Here is a 13,107-nt window from a genome sequence, read left to right on the forward strand (position 1 = left end):
CGGAATCGCCTATTTCTCATGCTTCAAGCGGATTTTTGCCGTTCTTACAAGCGAATCCGCCCGATCACGGCGCTGTGCGGGTCTTGTTAACACTTTGTTAAGGAAATCGCGTGATCACGGACAACAGGGGTCGGCACCACTCACCCATATCACGTGCCGAGGTTGTTGCAAATGAAAGTACTGATTGTTGAGAGTAACCCCGATCTAGGTCGGGTCTGGCAGCGGCATCTGCAAAGGCAGGAGGCCGAAGTCACGCTGGTCGAAACGCAAGAGGCCGCGATCCTGGCACTGTATGGTACCGCATTCGATATCATCGTGCTGGATCTGGTTCTGGAAACCGGCAGCGCCTTGGCGGTTGCCGATTTCGCAAGCTATCGCAGGCCCGAGGCGCGAGTGATCTTCGTCACCAACACCACATTCTTCTCGGACGGATCAATCTTTGCCCATAGCGCCAATGCCTGCGCCTATGTCCAAAGCTCGACCCCGCCCGAGGATCTGGCGGCCATGGTCGAACACTACGCGGCGGGGCGCTGATCCCGCCCATGGGGTTCTGAATAGTCCAACGTTGGATTCACCGGAATAATTCGGTGCGGATTGATGCTGTCATGGCTGTAGTGATAGTGGCGCACGATGTGGTTCATGTTCACTGTCTGCGCCACGCCGGGCCATTGATATAGCTCCCGCGTAAAGTCCCAGAGGTTCGGGTAGTCCACCAACCGACGCTTGTTGCACTTGAAATGTAAATGATAAACCGGGTCGAACCGGATCAATGTGGTGAACAGGCGCCAATCGGCCTCGGTCACGCGGTTGCCCATCAGATAGCGGTTCTGGGCCAGACGATCCTCAAGCCAGTCCAGCGTGTCGAACAGAGGGCCAACCGCGGCGTCATAAGCTTCTTGCGAGGTGGCAAAGCCGGATTTGTAGACCCCGTTATTGACATCGGAATAGATGCGTGCGTTGACCTCTTCGATCTCGTCCCGCATTGCCTCGGGCCAGTAGTCGTCGGTGTTGCCGGTGATCCCGTTGAAAGCCGAGTTGAACATGCGGATGATTTCCGAGCTTTCGTTCGACACGATCGTTTTCTCAACTTTGTCCCACAGGATCGGAACCGTAACGCGGCCCGAATAGTGAGGGTCGGCACGGGTGTAGATTTGATGGGCAAATTCTGATCCGAACAGTTTGTCGCCGGTCGCGCCATGGTCGTCGGTCTCAAAGGTCCAACCTTTGTCCAGCATGTCAGGATGCACGACCGAGACCGAGATATGGTCGCTCAACCCCTTCAACTCACGAAAGATCAGCGTGCGGTGCGCCCAAGGGCAGGCGTGCGAGACATAAAGGTGATAGCGCCCCGATTCCGCCTCGAACCCGCCGCGCCCCGAGGGGCCGGGCGCGCCATCGGCGGTGATCCAGTTGCGAAACTGTGCGGCCGAGCGTTTGAACGCCCCGCCTGTGGATTTGGTGTCATACCAGGTGTCATGCCATTCGCCGTCGACAAGCAGGCCCATCGTTATTCCTTTCGCATTGCGATTGGGTCAAAGATAGGCCGTCTTGCGTCACGATCCTATTTCACCGGGCGCGCATCAGGCCTGCATGCGCGCACAGGTGGGGTGCGGTGTCTGGGCACCAGAACCGCAATGCCAAAACTTATGTGACGCCGTTCACTGGATTTTTACAGGAATCGCGTCAGACTAATGAATGTTAAGGGGGGAAGTTTATTATGAGTACCTATGTTTCCAAGGAAATTCGCGCCGAATTGGATGCGGCCCGAATCGCTACCCTCAAGAAATCCAGCCGTTTGCGGGTGGAGGTTGGCGACAATAGCTTCAAAATTTTGACATTGTGGAAGGATGGTTTCACCGTCGAGGCCGAAACCACGCCGCGCCTGCGTGGGCTCGTCGATATCTATGACGGTGCCAACCACATGTATCAGTGCCTGATCATCGCAGACGAAGAAGCGGTGGGTGAAATGCGCTATGAGTTCAAGCGTAACACTGTGGCGACGGACAAGGCTCCACTGGATTTCTACCGCGCCCCGGATGCACCGATCGCATTGCTTGAAAACCGCGACTGACGCGCGCACCGTTTGATCTTTGGCACCGACGCGCCACCGGCGCTCGGGCGGTAATGGGGCCTCAAGATTCTCAGGGATCAGGCCGGACGGTTTAGTCGGAGGCCGTCAGGGTCAGGTGCACAGGAGCCAAACCATCGATGCCGCCTTCAATTCGGTCTCCGGCGACCACAGGCCCGACCCCGGCGGGTGTGCCGGTCAGGATCAGATCGCCGGGGCGCAAATGGTAGAAACCCGATAGATGGGAGATCAGTTCATCGATCTTCCAGACCAGCTCTGACAATGTGGCGTCTTGTACGACCCACTCATTGATGCTCAGATAGATGCGCTTGTCATCAGATGGGCTCCAGTCATCGGCGCGGGTCAGCGGAGCGAAGACCGCGCCGTTTTCCACATCCTTGCCCAGATCCCAGGGGCGCTGTTTGTTGCGCTCGCGGATCTGCAGGTCGCGGCGCGTCATGTCCAGCGCACAGCCATAGCCAAAAATCGCGTTGCGGGCCTCAGTGGCTGTGGCCCGAAAAACCGGTTTGCCGATTGCAACGGCCAGTTCCATTTCGTGATGATAATCCTCGGTGCCTGCCGGATACGGCACATGCGCTCCGGTCAAAACCGCGTTGGGCGCGGATTTGGTGAAGTAAAACGGCGCCTGACGATCCACCTCATGCCCCATCTCGGCAGCGTGGGCGGCATAGTTGCGGCCCACGCAAAAAATCCGTCCGATCGGATAGGTCGCCTGTTCCCCCTGCACCGGGATGCTTGGGATGTCCGGAAGCGTAAAAAGGTGGTTGGGCATGACGTGCCTCCGTTTATTTATGAACGGGGTTCATTGTAAATCGCCAAAGGCTGTCTTCAATCGCGCACAGGCTTCTTCAACCCGCTCGCGTTGGGTGGCCAGATTGAAGCGCTCGAAGGTTTCTCCACCGGTGCCGAAACCGGGGCCAGAGGATGTCGCGATCCGCGCATCTTCGCGTAGGCGGCGGACAAACTCATCGTGGCTCATACCCGTGCCCGAAAAATCGACCCATGCCAGATAGGTCGCCTGAAGCGGCATCGACCACAGGCCCGGTATCTCGGCTATGGTAGCATCAAACAGCTTCCGGTTCGCGTCCAGGTGGGCAATTTGTTCATCGACCCATTTTGCACCTTCCGGCGAATAGGCGGCAGTGATCATCGCCACACCCAACGCACTGGGGTCATAGTCCAGCGTGGTGATCCGGTGCCGCATCTCGGCCCGCAGCTTGGCGTCGGGAATGATCATGTTGCCGGTACGCTGACCGGCGATGTTGAATGTTTTCGACGCCGCGGTCAGTGTCACCGTCCACGGGCGCGCATGGGGGGCGGCCGTATCCATCGGTACGAAGGTATTGCCCGGATAAACCAGATCATGGTGAATCTCGTCCGACACAAGGATCAGCCCGTTGCGCTCCGCAAACGCCGCCACAGCGCGCAGTTCTTCCGGCGTCCAGACCCGACCTGACGGGTTCTGCGGCGAGCACCACAGCAGCAGCTTTTCTGATCCGTCCAACCGCGACTGCGCATCGTTCAGATCAAGCCCATAGCTGTCGCCATCGCGTACCAGCGGGCATTCCACCACGCGGCGGCGGGATTTGTTCACCTTATGGGCAAACTCATGGTAGACGGGCGTGAAGATCACGACGCCATCTCCCGGTTCACTCCAAACATCCAGACACAGGGCAATCGCATTGCCCAACCCTTGCGAGGTCAGAATCCAATCGGTATCGATCTCCCAGTTGTGGCGTGTCTTCATCCACCACTGGATTGCATTCAGATAATCCGGGTGCATCCATGAATATCCAAACGCGCCATGATCGGCCGCTTCCCGCACCGCCTCGATCACGCAAGGGGCCGTGGCATAGTCGGAATCAGCCGTCCACATGGCCAGCCCATCCTCGGGGGCGACACCGTAAAGCTGCTCCATCTTGTCCCATTTTGAAGAGTTGGTGCCCCGGCGGTCGATCAGGTCGTTGAAAGTCATGTCATCTCCATCTGTCGAGGCGAAAGCTAACCACAAATCCATAAGGTGCAAGGGGGCCGTTGCGGAGGCGGGCGCGATGGCCTAAATCAGCCCCATGAAACGCAATATCCTGATCCATCCCGATCCCCGCCTGAAAAAGGTCTGCGCGCCGGTGGCTGACATCACCGATGATCTGCGCAAACTGGCCGATGACATGCTGGAGACGATGTATGACGCGCCCGGTATTGGCCTTGCTGCGCCGCAGATCGGTGTGCTCGACCGGCTGATCGTGGTGGACTGCGTCAAAGAAGAAGGTGAGGCCCCACGCCCACTGGTGATGTTCAACCCCGAGGTCATCGCCTCCTCGGATGAGACCAACGTCTACGAAGAAGGCTGCCTGTCGATCCCTGAGCAATATGCCGAAGTCACGCGCCCGAAGACGGTTGATGTCACCTGGCTGGACCGTGACGGTAATCTGCAGCAGGAAACCTTTGATGATCTCTGGGCGACTTGTGTGCAGCATGAGATCGACCATCTGAACGGTAAGCTGTTCATCGACTATCTCAAACCGCTCAAGCGTCAGATGATCACGCGTAAGATGCAGAAGCTCAAGCGCGAAAAGGCCCGCACATGACGGTGCGGACCTGCCTGCCGTGGCCCGACAAGCGCTTGCGCACCAAGGCCGAGGATGTCACTGAAATCACCGACGACATCCGCACCATCTGGGATGACATGATCGATACGATGGAGGCGATGCCCGGTGTTGGCCTCGCTGCGCCGCAGATAGGAGTTATGCTGCGGCTGGCTGTCGTGGATGGCTCGACCCAGCGAGGCAAAGCTGTGCGACTGGCCAACCCCGAGATTCTGCACAGCTCGGTTGAGCTGCGTGAACATGACGAGGCCAGCCCGAACTTGCCCGGCGTGTCTGCCAAGGTGAAGCGACCGCGCGCAGTGACCGTGAAATTTCTCAACGAACAGGGCCAGATCGACCGCCGTGATTTTGTCGGCATCGAAGCCACCAGCGTGCAGCATCAGATCGACCACCTGAACGGGCGGATGTATTTCGACCGGCTCAGCAAGGTCAAACGCGACATGCTGCTGCGCAAAGCACAGAAGATGGGGTGAAACCCCATCCTAGGGAGGGACGGATGCGTATCATCTTCATGGGAACGCCAGATTTCTCGGTGCCGGTGCTGGATGCGCTGGTCCGTGCCGAACACGAAATCGCCGCCGTCTATTGCCAACCGCCACGCCCCGCCGGTCGCGGTAAAAAAGACCGTCCAACCCCGGTGCACGCGCGTGCCTTGGCGCTGGGCTTAGACGTTCGCCACCCCAACTCGCTGAAATCGCCCGAAGAACAGGCCAGCTTTGCCGCGCTGAACGCCGATATCGCGGTGGTCGTCGCCTATGGCCTGATCCTGCCACAACCTATTCTGGACGCGCCAACCCATGGCTGCCTGAACATTCACGCCAGCCTGTTGCCGCGCTGGCGTGGGGCCGCGCCAATACACCGCGCGGTCATGGCAGGCGATGTGCAAACCGGTGTTTGTATCATGCAGATGGAGGCCGGGCTGGATACAGGCCCCGTTCTGCTGCGCGAAGCCACCGATATCGGCATCGAGGAAACCACCGCGCAACTCCATGACCGCCTGTCGGATATGGGCGCGGCTCTGATCGTTGAGGCTCTGGCCAAACTGCACAGCCTTACACCTGACCCGCAGCCCGATGAGGGCGTGACCTACGCCGCCAAGATCGACAAAGCCGAGGCGCGGATCGATTGGTCGGCCCCCGCGTCCGAAGTCGATAGAAAAATCCGCGGTCTCTCCCCGTTCCCCGGCGCATGGACCGAGGTCGAGGGTCACCGGATCAAACTGCTGGCTTCGCGGCTGGCCGAAGGACGGGGCACTCCGGGCGAGGTGCTGGACGACCACCTGCGCGTGGCTTGCGGCGAAGGCGCAGTTGAGTTGCTGCGCTTGCAACGGGCAGGCAAGGGCGCGCAGGATAGGGAAACTTTTCTGCGGGGATGGCCCATGCCGGCCGGGACCCGCCTGTCATCGGAGTAGGCGTATATGATCATGATCATGATGGGCACGGTCGTGATTGCCGGGATCGTAGGCTATCTGTCTGAACAGACTGGCTTTACCCATAACGGCTATCTGCAGTCGATCATCATCTGCGTGGGTGGTGCTTTCCTGTTCTATTTCGTGCGCATCATGTTCGGCATCAGCTTTGGCCCGCCGGGGTTGGACGCGGTGCTGTCCTCGATCGGTGCGCTGATCATCGTGCCCACGCATTGGAGGAAATGATATGCCGATCATCGCCCTGATCATCGTCGGAGCCGCTGCAGGTTTCCTCGCCACCCGCCTAATGCGGATCGAGGCCGATATTCCAACCACCATGCTGATCGGCATTGTCGGCGCTTTGGTGGGCGGTTTGGTACTGCGCACGCTCATCACTGTGATGGGCTGGCTCTCAGGGTTTATCGGCGCCGTTCTGGGGGCGCTCTTGGTGATCTGGATCTGGCAGACATATATCCGCCGCTGATCGCTTGACCCGACCGTGATCTGCGACCAATGTCCCGTCAATTCTTTGTTGAAAGGCCTCTCATGTCGCATGATCTGACCGCCGGAGACGTCGCGCTGATGGGTGTGCCGTTGGACCTGCATTCCTCATTCCTGCAAGGCCCCGCGTTTGCCCCGGGTCGCATCCGCGAGGCGTTGCATTCCGGCGCGGCCAACCTGACCGCCGAGGATGGCACTGATCTGGGCGCAGCCGACCGTTTCAAAGACACCGGCGATCTGGATGTGTTCGAGATGATGGGGCAGGAACCCATCGACCGGATCGAGGCAGGGGCCGCCGCCCGGATTGAAACCGGCGCACGGCTGCTGTCATTGGGCGGTGATCACTCGGTGGCCTTTCCGCTGATCAAGGCGCATGCCGACCGGTATGAGGGGCTGAATATTCTGCATATCGACTCACATCCTGACCTCTATGACAGTCAGCAGATCGGCCCGCTGGGCCATGGCTGCCCGTTTGCCCGCGTGATGGAGACAGGCAAGATCAACCGTCTGGTGCAGGTCGGGATCCGCACCATGAACAAGCACCAACAGGAACAGGCCGACAAGTTCGGGGTCGAGGTGATCGACATGCGCAACTGGAGCCCCGATCTTGAGATCAGCTTTGACGGCCCGGTCTATCTGTCACTGGACCTTGACGCGCTGGACCCCGCCTTTGCCCCCGGGGTGTCGCATCACGAACCCGGTGGCCTCAGCACGCGTGAGGTGATCGACCTGATCCACCGGTTCAAGGGCCAGTTGATTGGCGCGGACATTGTCGAGTTGAACCCGCACCGCGACCCCTATGGCATGACCGCCATGGTGGCGGCGAAATTCGTCAAGGAAATCGGCGCGCGGCTGCTCAGTCGCTAACGTTCGTCGCAGATTGCGGCAGTGCCAAGGCGAGGGGCGGACCGTGTAGTCATGTCGAACCGGTTCGCCTCGGACGCCGTCATCCAGTGCATCTCTTCCTCGGATGCTGCATCCAGCGTGAACCAGTAGAAGTCGGGATCGACGCCGATATCTTCGAAATAGTTCAAATACCGGTCATGCTCGGGGTGATCTTCGGGTAGCTCCGCAGCGACATAGCCGCCTCCGCCCCAGCTGTGGACCCCCACGCAGGCGCCGGGTTCCAGCACGCGTCGGTTACCGGCTAGAAACAAATCGGTGCCGCCCGAGGCCACCAGCCCGTTTGACGGAACCACCGTGTCGAACCCTTCCTCACGCACTACGCGACTGAAGACCACATTCGAGTCATCATCGACCGAACCTTCGATATTTTGCAGCACCAGCGTCTTGATCTCGGGGTTCTCGTCCATCACCTCTTCAAACGCGCTGAGCGTTGTGTGGTCGATCGTTCCGGATGCGACGATCTGATTGCCCACTGCCGTGAAGCTGACCGGGGCGTATTGCTCTGCGCATGCCGTTAGCAGCAGTGCCGTGGCCAGAAACGAAAGTCTGTAGGTCATCGCGATCTCTTGTCCGTTTCTATCCTATTGCCGAGGCGGTCGGGCCTTGTAAACCGGCAACTGCCAACCGAACAACAGAGATCCGGCGCGCAACGCCCAGCAAATCAATGCACATAAGCCCAATGCCAGCAGGCCTTCCAGCCCGAGGCGGGTGGCAAACACAGCGGTCACGGCTCCGATAAAGGCGCAGGATACGTAAAGCTCACCTTGTTTCAGTACCAGCGGCACCTCGTTGCACACCACGTCACGCATCAAGCCGCCCAAACAGCCCGTGGTCACCCCCATCAGCACTACGATGATACCGGATTGATCCAGTGACAACGCTGCACCCGTGCCAGCAGCGACCGCGATGGACAGGGCGAAACTGTCCAACCAGACCAGCCAATTATACCGGCTTTCCACTAGGTGAGCGGTAAAAAATACCAGCACCGCAGCGCCGCAAGCGATCAGGATATAGGCGGGCTGACCGACCCAGAAGATCGGATGTCGGTCCAGCAGCAAGTCGCGTACGGTACCACCGCCCACTGCCGTCAGACAGGCGATGAAGGCAAACCCGACCAGATCAAGCTGCGCTCGGCTGGCCACCAGCGCACCGGTCAGCGCAAAGACCAAAACCGAGGCGTAATCCAGCAGGGCAAGCCCGCTCACGCCTGCGCCTTCTTAGGTTTGAACGGGGCCATGCCGGCGCGTGCCAACTCATCCGCGCGTTCATTTTCGGGATGGCCCGCATGGCCCTTGACCCATTCCCAGGTCACCTGATGCCGCTCTTGCGCCTCATCCAGCCGCTGCCACAGATCGACATTTTTGACCGGCTTCTTGTTCGACGTCTTCCAGCCGTTCCGCTTCCACCCGAAAATCCATCCCGTCACGCCGTTCTTCACATAAGCGCTGTCGGTGACGATGGTCAGTTTCGAGGGCCGCTCCAGCGTCTCCAAAGCACTGATTGCAGCCAGCAGTTCCATCCGGTTGTTGGTTGTCTCGGCTTCGCCTCCGCTCAGCTCGCGTTCTTTCAGGATGGTCTCGCCATCCATCGCGCGCAGCAGTACGCCCCAGCCGCCGGGGCCGGGATTTCCGGAACAGGCACCATCGGTATAGGCAAAGAGATCAGGCATGAGCGAATACCAGAATGAACCCGTCGTAAGACCCGGCCAAACCCTTCCCCATTCCCTGCACGGTACGATCAATGGTGAAACCTGCCGAGGTCAGGGCGTCCTTGATCTGGGCCTCTGAATAATAAGTATAGTAACGGTCCAAATCATCACGATGCTCGCCCGTGCCCAGCTTCATTCCCAGGAACAGCTGCCCGCCCGGCTTCAGTGCGGTGTGGATCGCGTTCAGATGACGCGGGAAATCGGCGCGCGGGGCGTGCAGCAGGCAGAAACTGGCATAGACGCCGTCATACTCTGCTACCTCTGTGACGTCATCGAAGGTGCCAAGGTGGGCGTCAACACCGTTGCTCCGCGCATGTTCAACAAAGGCAGGGGTTGCATCCAGCGCCCGTACCTTCAGCCCTTGCCGCATCAGAAACGCGCTGTCTGATCCGGGACCCGAGCCCAGATCCAGCACATATCCACCCTCGCGGACCGCATCTAAAAAAGCCTGACGCGCCTCTAGCTGCTCGGCGGGCAGGGGGATCCTTAGGTAATCCGCAACGCGATCCGTGTAGGCCTTGATGGTCCGTTCATCACTCACAGGTAAACTCCCACAGCAAGACAGGTCAGCACGACAGCGGTTAGCAGGACGCGCAGCCGCATCCACCAGACCGGGGTCAACCGCCAATATGAGAACATGGCGTCCAGCAAAAGCAAGCCCGCAAACCCATACATCAGGTTGGTGCCCGCATTCACCGGACCGCCGCCGGTCGTGAAAAATGCCCAAAGTGCAGGCAACACCGACAAGGTGTAACAGGCCGCAGCTTTGCTGCCTGAGGTTTTGGTGGCGAAGCCCCACAGCACGCCCGACATGAAACTCAGGATCACCGAGCCATAGAATAGCTGAATATACGGCCCCACGAAGCGCGACCCCAGCGTCTGCCGACCCCAATCGTTCAAATCACCGTTCAGATAAGTCAGCGCGCCCCAGACAAACGGGATCAGCCCAGCCAAACCAAGGAATAACGGCGCGCGGGGGATGCCGCTCATGCTGGTTCCCGCAATACGCGGGGAACTTTGAACTCGACATTCTCGACAGCGGTTTCGACCAGCTCGACGGTGACATCGTAGTGGTCGCGGAATGCATCGATCACCTCGTTCACCAGCACTTCGGGCGCGGATGCCCCGGCGCTAACCGCAATGCTGGAAATTCCTTCCAGCGCACGCCAGTCGATCTCGGTCGCGCGCTGCACCAGCTGCGCATAACTGCATCCGGCGCGCGAGGCGACCTCGACCAGACGACGTGAATTCGATGAGTTCGGCGCACCCACCACCAGCAAGGCATCGGCTTTCGGAGCGACGGCTTTCACCGCTTCCTGCCGGTTGGTGGTGGCATAACAAATGTCTTCCTTGTGCGGCCCGACGATGGCGGGGAAGCGGGCCTCAAGCGCGGCAATAATGTCCTTGGTGTCATCCACCGATAGGGTTGTCTGGGTGACAAAGGCCAGCTTTTCGGGGTTACGCACAGCGACCTGCGCCACATCTTCTACCGTTTCAACCAGCAGTACCTCGCCATCGGGCAGCTGTCCCATGGTGCCGATTGTTTCGGGATGGCCCTTGTGACCAATCATGATCATCTGCAGCCCGGCATCCGCGTGGCGCTGCGCTTCGACATGCACCTTGGATACAAGCGGGCAGGTGGCGTCGACATATATCATCTCGCGCTGGGCCGCTGTGGCGGGCACCGATTTTGGCACACCGTGGGCCGAGAAGATCACGGGGCGATCATCAGGGCATTCGTCCAGCTCCTCGACAAACACGGCACCCTTGGCGCGCAGACCGTCGACGACGAATTTGTTGTGAACAATCTCATGGCGCACATAGACAGGCGCCCCCCATTTTTGAAGGGCCATTTCCACAATCTTGATGGCACGGTCCACTCCGGCGCAGAACCCGCGCGGGGCGGCCAGATATAATGTCAGCGGCGGCTTTGTCATTCGGCGATCTCCTGGACCGAACACCTAGGTCTTTTCATTGCCATGGTCCAGACAGCACTGCGTCATTTCACTGACATGAATCGCTGTTAGCACAAGGGTGTTTTCAGCACCTATACCTTTAAAGTCGCGCGGCCAGGGCTTCTGGCCCTGGCCGCGCATATTCTTGCCAACCCCCATTGGTGGGTGGTGGGGTTTGGTGGGGTCAGTGCCCGCCTGCAGCTGCGACGCTGCGGGGTTCAGTCGGCATCTCGCGCGGAGGGCGGCCGATCACGTCGCGCAGGTCTTCCAGCTCAATGAAGTTATCGGCCTGGCGGCGCAGTTCGTCCGAAATCATCGGCGGCTGACTACGGATGGTCGAAACAACGGAAACACGTACGCCCTGCCGTTGCAGGCTTGCGATCAGCGGGCGGAAATCCCCATCGCCCGAAAACAGTACGATATGATCAACGCGTGGTGCCAGTTCCATGGCATCGACGGTAAGCTCGATATCCATGTTTCCCTTGACCTTCCGACGCCCCATGCTGTCGGTGTATTCCTTGGCCGGTTTGGTGACCATGGTGAAGCCATTATAGTGCAGCCAGTCCACCAGAGGCCGGATCGGGGAATACTCGTCATTTTCCAGTAGCGCTGTGTAGTAGAAAGCTCTAAGCAGTTTGCCTCTGCGCATAAATTCCTGACGCAGCAACTTGTAGTCGATGTCAAACCCCAGTGCTTTGGCGGCTGCATAAAGATTCGAGCCGTCGATGAACAGCGCTAGCCGTTCGTCCTTGTAAAACATAAAATGGTCCTTCCGGTATAAGCCACCGCACCGTGAGCTCCGTGAGTGATAAAGTAATAGGTCAGTGCAATGGTGTCCTTAAAATAGGTGTTTTAGGCTTTATCGCAAGTATTCTCTGGTCCGAATATGGGGTCTGAAGTGGACAAAACCTTGTCAAAAGCGGTCATTGCCCTAGGGGCAAATCTCAGTCTGAGAGGTTGTGGGCCCAAGGTGACACTTGAGCGGTCGCTGATCGCGATGGCCGAGGCGGGCTTGGTGATTCGCAAGACAAGCCGGTTTTTTGCCACCCCATGCTTTCCGGCAGGGGCAGGGCCGGACTATGTCAACGCAGCGGTTTTGATCGAATCGGACCTCACGCCACAGGGTGTTCTGGACCTGCTGCACCGCATCGAACATGATTTTGAGCGCGCCCGTGAACAGCGTTGGGGCATGCGCACTCTGGACCTCGATCTGGTCTGTTGGGATGAACTTGTGCTGCCGGATGACGCCGAATACCAGCGCTGGCTGACCCTTCCCCCCGAAGATCAGACCAAATCTGCGCCGGAACACCTTATCCTGCCCCATCCGCGCTTGCAGGACCGCGCTTTTGTGCTTGTTCCCATGTTGGATGTCGCCCCCGATTGGCGCCATCCCGTTCTGGACCGGACAGTGACGCAGATGGTTGCAGCCTTGCCGCCCGATGAGGTGGCAGAGGTCAAGCCTCTGTGATCCTCGCATTTGCGGCATTTCTTGCTTGTCAAGGCGGGGATTCGCGCTTAGATAAACTCCTTCCTGCCACGGATTCATTTACGGAGAGCGCCCCATGGCCCGCGTTACGGTCGAAGATTGTGTAGACAAGGTCCCGAACCGGTTCGAACTGGTGATGCTTGCAGCCCACCGGGCACGCGAGATTTCTGCTGGTGGCCCGATCACCGTTGACCGCGATAACGACAAGAACCCTGTCGTCTCGCTACGCGAAATCGCCGACGAAACCCAAAGCGCTGATGAGCTGCGCGAGCGTCTGATCGAAGCCAACCAGACCCAGATCGAGGTTGATGAGCCCGAAGAAGATCAGATGGCCCTGCTGATGGGTGCGGAATCTGACAAGCCTGCGGATGACGACATGTCGGAAGAAAAGCTCCTGCGCGCTCTGATGGAGGCCCAGGGCCAGGGGTAACCCAAGCGACAAAGGTGC

20 protein-coding genes are annotated in these 13,107 nt (G+C 59.1%); 10 read left to right on the forward strand and 10 right to left on the reverse strand.

Annotated elements, in window-relative coordinates; translation table 11 throughout:
• Positions 1–171: 171 nt before the first annotated feature.
• Entirely contained in the window at positions 172–534 is a 363-nt protein-coding gene (locus ACR0DE_RS05525) for a response regulator transcription factor (RefSeq protein WP_008756687.1), read from the forward strand.
• Here the strand turns inward: ACR0DE_RS05525 and ACR0DE_RS05530 are convergent.
• Positions 516–1,505, reverse strand: coding sequence for a glutathione S-transferase family protein (locus ACR0DE_RS05530; protein ID WP_480752266.1), 990 nt, complete (start codon positions 1,503–1,505; stop codon positions 516–518). The genes ACR0DE_RS05525 and ACR0DE_RS05530 overlap by 19 nt on opposite strands.
• A 212-nt stretch (positions 1,506–1,717) precedes the next feature.
• Here ACR0DE_RS05530 and ACR0DE_RS05535 point away from each other — a divergent pair, with 212 nt between their 5' ends.
• The gene (locus tag ACR0DE_RS05535) at positions 1,718–2,071 is read left to right on the forward strand and encodes a hypothetical protein (protein ID WP_170392635.1); all 354 of its coding nucleotides are present in this window, start codon (positions 1,718–1,720) and stop codon (positions 2,069–2,071) included.
• Between the two features lie 91 nt (positions 2,072–2,162).
• Here the strand turns inward: ACR0DE_RS05535 and ACR0DE_RS05540 are convergent, their stop codons facing one another.
• Both ACR0DE_RS05540 and ACR0DE_RS05545 read right to left on the reverse strand, forming a co-directional pair.
• A complete protein-coding gene (locus ACR0DE_RS05540; protein WP_170425180.1) occupies positions 2,163–2,861 on the reverse strand; it encodes a fumarylacetoacetate hydrolase family protein in 699 nt (232 codons plus the stop codon).
• Between the two features lie 30 nt (positions 2,862–2,891).
• Positions 2,892–4,064, reverse strand: a complete 1,173-nt coding sequence (locus tag ACR0DE_RS05545; RefSeq protein ID WP_480752267.1) for a MalY/PatB family protein — start codon at positions 4,062–4,064, stop codon at positions 2,892–2,894.
• Between the two features lie 94 nt (positions 4,065–4,158).
• On the opposite strand from ACR0DE_RS05545, the gene def (ACR0DE_RS05550) reads away from it, so the two are divergent.
• The 6 genes from def (ACR0DE_RS05550) (at position 4,159) to speB (ending at position 7,471) form a co-directional block, all read left to right on the forward strand.
• Complete coding sequence (gene def / locus ACR0DE_RS05550; protein WP_170392632.1) at positions 4,159–4,677, forward strand: peptide deformylase; 519 nt, start codon at positions 4,159–4,161, stop codon at positions 4,675–4,677.
• Positions 4,674–5,168: a peptide deformylase gene (gene def / locus ACR0DE_RS05555; protein ID WP_170402334.1), complete on the forward strand. Its 495-nt coding sequence runs from the start codon at positions 4,674–4,676 to the stop codon at positions 5,166–5,168. The genes def (ACR0DE_RS05550) and def (ACR0DE_RS05555) overlap by 4 nt, the downstream gene beginning before the upstream one ends.
• 23 nt (positions 5,169–5,191) lie before the next feature.
• Complete coding sequence (gene fmt, locus ACR0DE_RS05560; protein ID WP_480562513.1) at positions 5,192–6,106, forward strand: methionyl-tRNA formyltransferase; 915 nt, start codon at positions 5,192–5,194, stop codon at positions 6,104–6,106.
• Positions 6,107–6,112: 6 nt separating this feature from the next.
• Positions 6,113–6,349, forward strand: a complete 237-nt coding sequence (locus ACR0DE_RS05565) for a hypothetical protein (RefSeq protein WP_170392629.1) — start codon at positions 6,113–6,115, stop codon at positions 6,347–6,349.
• Between the two features lies 1 nt (position 6,350).
• Positions 6,351–6,587 carry a GlsB/YeaQ/YmgE family stress response membrane protein gene (locus ACR0DE_RS05570; RefSeq protein WP_170392628.1) on the forward strand — a complete coding sequence of 79 codons (237 nt, stop codon included), beginning with the start codon at positions 6,351–6,353 and terminating at the stop codon, positions 6,585–6,587.
• A 62-nt stretch (positions 6,588–6,649) separates the two neighbouring features.
• A complete protein-coding gene (speB, locus tag ACR0DE_RS05575; protein ID WP_170392627.1) occupies positions 6,650–7,471 on the forward strand; it encodes an agmatinase in 822 nt (273 codons plus the stop codon).
• Here speB and ACR0DE_RS05580 read toward each other — a convergent pair.
• From ACR0DE_RS05580 to ACR0DE_RS05610, 7 genes are all read right to left on the reverse strand, one after another.
• On the reverse strand, positions 7,468–8,067 hold the full coding sequence (locus ACR0DE_RS05580) for a COG3904 family protein (protein ID WP_170392626.1): 600 nt from the start codon (positions 8,065–8,067) through the stop codon (positions 7,468–7,470). The two genes, speB and ACR0DE_RS05580, sit on opposite strands and share 4 nt — an antisense overlap.
• A 24-nt stretch (positions 8,068–8,091) precedes the next feature.
• Positions 8,092–8,715, reverse strand: coding sequence for a trimeric intracellular cation channel family protein (locus tag ACR0DE_RS05585; protein WP_170648486.1), 624 nt, complete (start codon positions 8,713–8,715; stop codon positions 8,092–8,094).
• Positions 8,712–9,179, reverse strand: coding sequence for a ribonuclease HI (gene rnhA, locus ACR0DE_RS05590; protein WP_170402325.1), 468 nt, complete (start codon positions 9,177–9,179; stop codon positions 8,712–8,714). The genes ACR0DE_RS05585 and rnhA overlap by 4 nt, the downstream gene beginning before the upstream one ends.
• On the reverse strand, positions 9,172–9,759 hold the full coding sequence (locus tag ACR0DE_RS05595; RefSeq protein ID WP_480454354.1) for a class I SAM-dependent methyltransferase: 588 nt from the start codon (positions 9,757–9,759) through the stop codon (positions 9,172–9,174). The genes rnhA and ACR0DE_RS05595 overlap by 8 nt, the downstream gene beginning before the upstream one ends.
• On the reverse strand, positions 9,756–10,208 hold the full coding sequence (locus ACR0DE_RS05600; RefSeq protein ID WP_170392622.1) for a DUF3429 domain-containing protein: 453 nt from the start codon (positions 10,206–10,208) through the stop codon (positions 9,756–9,758). Before ACR0DE_RS05600 ends, ACR0DE_RS05595 begins: the two co-directional genes overlap by 4 nt.
• Positions 10,205–11,155, reverse strand: a complete 951-nt coding sequence (gene ispH, locus ACR0DE_RS05605) for a 4-hydroxy-3-methylbut-2-enyl diphosphate reductase (protein WP_170392621.1) — start codon at positions 11,153–11,155, stop codon at positions 10,205–10,207. Before ispH ends, ACR0DE_RS05600 begins: the two co-directional genes overlap by 4 nt.
• A gap of 202 nt (positions 11,156–11,357) precedes the next feature.
• Positions 11,358–11,933 carry a LabA-like NYN domain-containing protein gene (locus tag ACR0DE_RS05610; protein ID WP_039541714.1) on the reverse strand — a complete coding sequence of 192 codons (576 nt, stop codon included), beginning with the start codon at positions 11,931–11,933 and terminating at the stop codon, positions 11,358–11,360.
• Between the two features lie 126 nt (positions 11,934–12,059).
• Here ACR0DE_RS05610 and folK point away from each other — a divergent pair, with 126 nt between their 5' ends.
• A complete protein-coding gene (gene folK / locus ACR0DE_RS05615; RefSeq protein ID WP_480537030.1) occupies positions 12,060–12,641 on the forward strand; it encodes a 2-amino-4-hydroxy-6-hydroxymethyldihydropteridine diphosphokinase in 582 nt (193 codons plus the stop codon).
• 94 nt (positions 12,642–12,735) lie between these two features.
• The gene (gene rpoZ / locus ACR0DE_RS05620; RefSeq protein WP_010437681.1) at positions 12,736–13,089 is read left to right on the forward strand and encodes a DNA-directed RNA polymerase subunit omega; all 354 of its coding nucleotides are present in this window, start codon (positions 12,736–12,738) and stop codon (positions 13,087–13,089) included.
• Positions 13,090–13,107 lie beyond the last annotated feature (18 nt).

This window comes from Ruegeria sp. C10, assembly GCF_056537805.1.